The sequence below is a fragment of the Mucilaginibacter sp. genome (genome assembly GCF_036383575.1).
Lineage (GTDB): Bacteria > Bacteroidota > Bacteroidia > Sphingobacteriales > Sphingobacteriaceae > Mucilaginibacter.
In genome coordinates this window covers 1-7,362 of sequence record NZ_DASVOB010000275.1, presented here as the reverse complement: position 1 = coordinate 7,362, position 7,362 = coordinate 1, and the positions used below count along the sequence as shown (strand labels likewise).

Below are 7,362 nucleotides of genomic sequence, written 5' to 3'. Positions count from 1 at the left end.
AATTTCAGGATCGGGATATTTTGAGCAACATTCATCCAATCGGGGTCGGCTTTTTCACCTAAGATCTTAGCTGCTACTGTAGCATTTAATAAATTAGCTTTCGCCGCAGCATTGGTAAAAGCGTTATTATCAATATTCTCCGCCCATTCGTCAGCCGCAACAACATTTTTAATATCGTAATGACCGGCACCGTTACGCTCCACCCGGCTTGCCCAAAAATCGGCAGTGGCAGAAAGGATCGGCCAGCCTTTTTCTTTTAACCATTGTTTATCCTGCGTTACACAGTAATAATTCCATGCGGCCAATGCTACACAGGCAGTAATATGGTGCTCAAACGGACCACTCAATGCCCAAACCGGTGTTTCCTCTACTCCACTGTCGGCACTTTCCCAGGGAAACATCGCCCCTCTATAACCGTGTGAAAAAGCATTCTTACGCGCGGCATCCAACCTTTCAAACCGGTATTCAACCATTGATTTTGCTATTTCAGGATGCAAAACCAGCATGGCAGGATACATCCAAACATCACAATCCCAAAAAACGTGACCATTGTAACCCAGCCCCGAAAGCCCCATTGGCGAGGGCGAATATGCCGTACCAGCTCTTGAAAACGAGTATAAATGATATAACATGCTATGAATATCCTGCTGCGATTGATCATCGCCCTCAATTTGGATATCGCTTGTCCAAAGGTCATCCCAGGCTTTGTTGTGAAATTTGATCAGCCTGTCACGGCCTTCCAATTTGGCAAAAATGGTAAGGCGTTCGGCTTCATTCAGCGGGTCGGCATGGTGGGCCGAGGTTATAGAAGAGCCTGTTACCGCATAGTTATAAGTTTGTCCGGCGGCTATCGCCTTGCTAAATTTCATCAGGTGCATGTTATTATCCCACATTTCGTGGATAATGCGTGGCTCCTGCCCATGTGGTTCACTGAATAAAAACGAGGTAGATGCACATAACTGCATTTTACCGGTGGGGCTTTTCGCGGTAGAAGTAAGCAGACTGATGGTCACATGCGGGCGGTCAATTTCATTGTAATAATTCTGCACTTCTTTAAGCGCATCCGGCGCTTCCATTACGCTGGCCGATGTGATGTTGATAGCCTGTTTGGCCGTTACCGAAACATCCATCAAAACTGTAAATGGCAATTGACGAAGGGAATAGTAAGTGTATTTTATCGTTGCTTTGTCGGCATAATCAAACGTGGTGGTGAACGCCGCGTGCTGCATATCCAGCTCCTGCTTAAAATTACTGATGTTTTTGGCATCGATGCGCTTACCGTCAATTTCAAGATACATGTTAAGCAGGTTAAAACTGTTTAGGAAATTGCTTACCCGTCCCCGGCCATACAGATCATATGCACCGGCTAATACCACATTTTTAACTTTGAAAGGTTCGGGAGCCGACACGATCCCGATCATCCCATTAGCTACCGTAATTCCGTAATAATTAGAGGGATCAATTTTATCGGCCTTAATTTTCCAGGGATCGATACTTTGCGCTTCTGCTACCAAAGGTATCAACAAAGCAAAAAACAAAACAAACTTTAATATCCTATTCAAAATCAATACTTTAAAATACAATAATTGAAATATTACTTAACCTTTAATTGCAACTTTTTAATAACCAGCTGCCCTATTTCGGCGCCTTGCTTATTGCCTACGATACAGGCGTTTTTAAAATGAATGCCCCCCATTACCCTTGACATTCCTGCCGATTTTGCAGCTTCACGAAAGGACTTAAAAGAAAGGGGATCTATCCCAAATTCCATTTCAGATGAATCTGTATAGGCAAAGTCATCACCTATCCTATTGGTAAGCACTTCGGCGGCAGCTGATGAGATCACAGCATGGCCACTGCTATATTCCGGGAACGGCGGTGTTTGGATGTATGGCCGCCAATCGGCATCAATGTATTTGGTAATTACGGTTTCGGGCCTGACATAATTTGAACGGTATTTAAGGTACCAGCAATTGATAAAGCCATCAAACAATGCAATTGCCGTTTCGGTGTAAACGCTTACCGTAGTACCAAAATCAAATTTCTTACCCCTTGTGGCAACAGCCGTAATATTCATCCAGTGCCCTCCCGGCGAAAACTTCTTGGTAGCAAACGAAGCATGGCCAACCACATTGAGCTTAAAGGCATTATCATCCCAAAAATCGGCCTGGTGTTTCTGTTCTTTGGTCAAACTGTCAACTATTTGTTTTACCTCAAGTGCCTGTTTATAAAATGGACTGTTGTGATCTTTAACATTAAAAGCCGGTGGATCTGGCGGGATAAACTGGGCTGTCGAGTCCAGCACCATTGGCCTGATCTCGCCCCAATGCGCTTCCAGCGCCTGGGCATACATAGGCGGCGTGGGGATCCAACGGCCATCCTGCTGCTTTACGGTGTACTTGCTTGCCGAACGGGTTTGTGCATAATGGTCGCCCTTGCTCCACTTTAATATAAATTTGGCCACTTTATTTGCGTAGTTTACGGAACCCTCAAACAGAGCTGATGGCATACCCGCATCTTTGGCTTTCTTTTTAAGTGCATCAACATACTGGTCCATACTGCCTTCCGGAAACGTTACCGCGTTGCCAACCGTACAAAAGGCAAGTAATGAAGCAAACTGGTAATCGACAGCGGTATCTTTTGACGCTTTTGGCACTGCCGGCAAGTGTTTGATTTGACCGGATAACGATTTAAAATGCTCAGGATCGCCGGAGGCTATAACTTCATATGCAGCAATATTAGCATACACATAATTACGGGAAGCGGTTACTGGCGGGAAGTTGTTTTCCAGCACAATATCATTAAGCTTTTTAACAGTTTGACGATAAAGTTCGGGATCGTGGATTACTTTTTCATAGTCGGGCTTTTTACAGGATGCAAATAAAAATAATACTCCGGTAAGGCAAAATAAAAAGGATCTCATAAGTTGTAAAATAGGTTGAAACCAGGCAGATCTATAGGGAGAAACCTGCCGGATTTTTTAATTGATCAACAGCCAATATAGGCTTTTTTCGCCAATAGAACGGCATAATTGCGCTTGTTTTTTCATTAAAACATGTATTTTTTTTAGCGTCTCAATGCTTTACAAATGATACAATATCATTAAATTTATCATCCCCTTATACCCGTGTTTTATAAACCAATGAAGAAAAAAGTTCTTATTATTTTAGTGTTGATAGCTGTCATTTTCTGTTTCATCCCATCGAAAATAAAATTCAATCATGAAGTAACCATTGAGGCTTCCGATGCCGTTACTTCAAAGTTTTTAACCAATCAAAAAAACTGGGACAAATGGTGGCCCGGAACAAAAATAAATGCCACGCATTATCGCTATAATGATATCGATTTCACTATCGATAAATTGATCAACAGCGGTGCCGAACTTACGCTTCAAAAAGGCAAACTGAACCTTAGCTGTACAATTAATTACCTGTTGATCAATGAAGGTGAAGTTAAAGTCACCTGGAATGTCATCAAAAAAGATGGCATAGGCAGTATTCTTCCCCTGCTTGATAACTTCAAATTAGCTGATATTGAAAAACAAATAACGGCGATCTCCAAACACCTGAAGCTTTTTTTAGAGGATGAAAAAAACGCTTATGGTTACAAAATATATTTAAAAGGAGCTAAGGATACTGTTTTAATTACCTCAACAACGCTGTCAAACACCTACCCTTCAATTCCTGAGATTTACACTATCATCGGCGATCTAAAAAAACAAGCAAAGGATAAAGGTGTAAAGGAAACTAATTATCCTATCATGAACATAACAAAGATCAATGAAAAACAATACCAGGTAACTGTTGCTGTCCCGATCAACAGAAGTTTCATTCCATCGGCAAAAACTGCTATAAACTATATCCCTAAAGGAGGTAATTTGTTAGCAGCCGACGTAAAAGGTGGATCGAATACTGTAAAAGATGCTTTGGCACAAATTAAAGTATACATGAAAGATCACCGCCTGATATCTGTGGCAATGTCCTTCGAATCCTTAATTACAGACCGGTCTGCCGAGAAAGACACTGCCAAATGGGTGACAAAAGTATATTATCCTATCTTTTGATCTATTTGTTTATCACCATGAGCCTGCCATCATAAGTAACTATCAGATAAGTATTGGGCGTGATTGTTTTAAGTGGCATTACATTGCTAAGCTCCTGGAAATTAAACGAAGCATTCACCAGGTAACCGGGGTTTGAGAAAGCTTTATTATTCTTGTTATAATGCAGCTCTACTAAACCCAAAGCATCATACTTGCCTTCATAAGGAACTACGCCCCAAAAGTTCCCGTTCAGCAGGAGATCTCCGTTATCTGTTTTTAACACCGACCTGATCGGGGCCTGTTGGTACAAATAAGGCAGCGTAGTAACCGAGGTGGCATGCAATACATCGCTCACAAAAATGCTATTGAACTGGTTCACACTTAAACGGTCATTATCATCCAACTTATCCTTGAAAATTTCGGCTGTAGTTTTATCTGCCATTTTTTGATAGCTGAGCCATTCTTTTTTCAAGTACGGCAGTTCCTGCTCCAAGTCATTTTTGGGCCTGAACGGATAGTATAGCCCCTTGTAGTTGTAAGATAAGATGAGATCGTTTTTGCCGTCCTTATCCAAATCATTGTTATAAGCGTAAAGAGGCTGATCTGCAGTTACATTATATTTATTATTCAGCCCCCAGTTACCGGCAACAAGATCAGCTTTGCCGTCGCCATCAATATCGGTTATCATTGCCGACTGCCACCAACCTTTTTCCTTATCCAAAACCGGCGAGGAGAAACGATTCAATTTTTTTCCATCATTCAGGAAAACGTAAACGGGTTGCCATTCGGCAGTAATCAGCAGGTCGGGTTTGCCGTTATGATCAATATCTGTTGCAGTTATACTGGTAACATATTGCAGGTTAGTGATCTGGTCATAAGCTTTGTCATGACTTATTTCAAACTTTCCGCTGCCTTTGTTTATCAATACCGAAGAAGGAACAACAGCCGTATAGTTTTTAAATGAAACGGCGCTGGTAAATAAAATATCATTTAACCCGTCGCCATTAAAATCAAACAGCGTAATTTTTGCTGCCTGGTAATTGAGTTTAGGTAATGGCCGATATTCAAACTGAAAATTGCCTTTGTTAATATATAACCGGGGTTGTACTAATTTTTCGGTTTCTATAAACGGATGGTTAGCGCTGATCACAATCAGGTCGGGTTTACCATCGTTATTTACATCGGCCCATACTGCCTGCTCATCGGCTGTCTCTTTAAACTGGTTAAACAGCGGAATGTTCACTTTTTTAAATCCACCTGATTTATCGCCGACTAACAGATATTTCTCATCCCCTGCAATTCCCCCCACGTAAATGTCATCAATACCATCGCCATTTACATCAGCAACAGCTACTGCCGGTGTGTGGGGTAAATAAGTGTGAGGTAATAAGGAATAGTAATTAAAGTCGGGAGTATCAAATATGTTTACACGGGCCAAAAGTTTTGACTGTATGGGCTTGTAGTCAAACTGCTTTTTATTGCTGATAAATGCATCTATAATTTCAGATACAGGTCTGCGGCTATCAACCGATTGCGGGTTATACCTTAAGATCGTTTTCTGACCGGGCCTAAACTCTTTGATCACCTCGTAGCTATTATCAGGCCACACTACCAACAACGATTCTGGTTTATCGCCGGGGGCAAAGGTAAAAAGCAACTCATTATTTAAATTACTGGCATAAGCATTACTGGTTTGTATTTCCTGGTGATCTACACGGTCTTTTGATTTAAGGAAAAGTTTTGTGCCAATACCATCACGGTTCAAAAGGTTATATTTTGCCGTGTATTTAAGATAAGTAGGTTTACTTTCCTTACGGCTTTCCATTGTGGTGTTATTGTAGATGTATGCCGGCTCATCCATATTGTTGGTTACGATATCAAGATCGCCGTCATTGTCCAGATCAACAGCAACAGACCCTGCCGAAATGGATGGCTGCTGCATATCGTTGGCAGAAGATGCATCGGTAAATCTCAGCTTATCCTCGCCGTGATAAAAATAGTTATGCACACCACCTTCTGGCATTTTATTGATCTTGTCTTTATCGAAAACGCGGTTGTCTTTATAAGCCTGCATAACCGTTGGATCGCCAAGATATTTCAGGTAATCCATGTCATTAAGCCGGCGTTTGATTCCGTTGGAGAAGAACATATCCTTCTTTCCATCCATGTCAAAATCCTGCACCAGCGGCGACCACGTCCAATCTGTAGCAGAAACCCCGCTGTATAAACTCAGGTCGACAAACTTATTGCCGTTGCCAACATTGAGTTGCAGGCAATTTTTTGAGTATTGATAGTAAAATCCTGCATTAACTTCCTGGTTATAAATATCCAAAGGTTCATCATTTATTGTTGAGCGAAGTACCTTCATCTCTTCGGGAAGCATATCCGTGCTGAGTACATCCAGGTGCCCGTCCTTATTGATATCGCTGATGGTATTTCCCATCGAAAACAGGCTGGTATGGCCGAAGGCGCTTTTCAATTGTTCTTTGAAAGTGCCGTTATGCTGATTGATGTAGTAATAGTCCTGCTCAAAAAAGTCGTTGCTTACATAAATATCATCCCAGCCATCATTATTTAAATCGCCAACGCTTACGCCCAATCCATATCCAATCGGGGCCGAATAAATTCCCGAGCCGGCTGTTACATCGGTAAAGTGCCCGTTATCGTTCCTGAAAAGGTGATCGCCTGCATCGTGACTGTATTTAAACCGCTGGGTAGAATCGCCATAAGTATCATTACTGTGTACCGATGAAGTAAGCAGGAACATATCCAGGTCGCCATCCTTATCATAATCAAAAAACGAGGCCTGGGTAGAAAGGCCTGCAAAATCAAGCCCGTATTTGGCTGCACTTTCGGTAAACGTTAAATTGCCGTTATTAATATAAAGCTGATTTTTCCCTTTAAAGGTTTTATAACCCGATACCACGCTTACATAAATATCCATAAAGCCATCGCCGTTAATATCAACTACGGTTACACCGGTTTTCCAGTTACCGGTACCGGCAACGCCTGCTCTATCGGTAATATCCTCAAACTTCATCCCGCCCTTGTTAAGGTAAAGCTTGTTCGGGCCCTGGTTGGATACAAAATAGAGATCGGGTAGGCCATCATTATTAAAATCGGCAGCGGCAACACCTGCACCGTTGTAGAAATACAGGTAATCTAAAATATTAACCGAATCGGATACGATGTTCTTATTTACAAAGCTAACTCCTGTTTCAGTGGCCGGCAGCAATTTGAATACGCCCTCTCCGGCTTTTTTAGGTTTGCAGGAGAATAATCCTGTCACACCAATGCAAAACAGGACAAAGCAATATCTG

General features: G+C 41.9%; 4 protein-coding genes. 1 reads left to right on the top strand and 3 read right to left on the bottom strand.

The features are described 5' to 3' along the window. Together VF500_RS09685 and VF500_RS09680 are read right to left on the bottom strand one after the other, a co-directional pair. Nucleotides 1–1,562: glycoside hydrolase family 65 protein (locus VF500_RS09685; protein WP_330859481.1), on the bottom strand; the 1,562-nt coding region annotated here is incomplete at its 3' end. A 32-nt stretch (nucleotides 1,563–1,594) separates the two neighbouring features. Continuing rightward, a complete protein-coding gene (locus VF500_RS09680; protein WP_330859480.1) occupies nucleotides 1,595–2,923 on the bottom strand; it encodes a vanadium-dependent haloperoxidase in 1,329 nt (442 codons plus the stop codon). A 219-nt stretch (nucleotides 2,924–3,142) separates the two neighbouring features. Between VF500_RS09680 and VF500_RS09675 the strand changes: the two genes are divergently transcribed. Next, nucleotides 3,143–4,063, top strand: coding sequence for a hypothetical protein (locus VF500_RS09675; RefSeq protein ID WP_330859479.1), 921 nt, complete (start codon nucleotides 3,143–3,145; stop codon nucleotides 4,061–4,063). Between the two features lies 1 nt (nucleotide 4,064). Here VF500_RS09675 and VF500_RS09670 read toward each other — a convergent pair whose 3' ends face one another. After that, on the bottom strand, nucleotides 4,065–7,331 hold the full coding sequence (locus VF500_RS09670) for a VCBS repeat-containing protein (RefSeq protein ID WP_330859478.1): 3,267 nt from the start codon (nucleotides 7,329–7,331) through the stop codon (nucleotides 4,065–4,067). Nucleotides 7,332–7,362: the final 31 nt, after the last annotated feature.

Bases quoted from the DNA above. Each gene is read 5' to 3' on its own strand.
- VF500_RS09680 (WP_330859480.1), bottom strand. From the start codon at position 2,923: ATGAGATCCTTTTTATTTTGCCTTACCGGAGTATTATTTTTATTTGCA.
- VF500_RS09675 (WP_330859479.1), top strand. From the start codon at position 3,143: ATGAAGAAAAAAGTTCTTATTATTTTAGTGTTGATAGCTGTCATTTTC.